Annotated in this window: 1 protein-coding gene; it reads left to right on the top strand. The window is 65.1% G+C overall.

The features are described 5' to 3' along the window. The coding region (locus IB255_RS30615) for an Ig-like domain-containing protein (RefSeq protein WP_192211302.1) at window positions 1-278 on the top strand (278 nt) is incomplete at both ends.

Below are 278 nucleotides of genomic sequence, written 5' to 3'. Positions count from 1 at the left end.
CTTCGTGGCGACCGACGCGGCAGGCAACAGCGCCAGCGCCACTGCTACCCACGACTACTCGGTGGATATCACCGCGCCGGTGGCGACCCTGACCATCAACGTGGTGGCCGGCGACGACATCGTCAACCTGGCTGAATCCAAGGCCTCGCAAACCATCAGTGGCAAGGCGAGCGGCGAGTTCCAGACGGGCGACGTGGTGAGCTTCAAGCTCAATGGCACCACCTACAGCGCAGCGGTCGACAAGGACGGCAACTGGAGCGTTTCGGTCTCCGGCGCCG

Origin of the sequence: Pseudomonas sp. PDM22, assembly GCF_014851965.1 — a bacterium.
Taxonomy (GTDB): domain Bacteria; phylum Pseudomonadota; class Gammaproteobacteria; order Pseudomonadales; family Pseudomonadaceae; genus Pseudomonas.
Note: the sequence above shows the minus strand (reverse complement) of the source record. Positions and strands in the feature narration are given on the sequence as shown.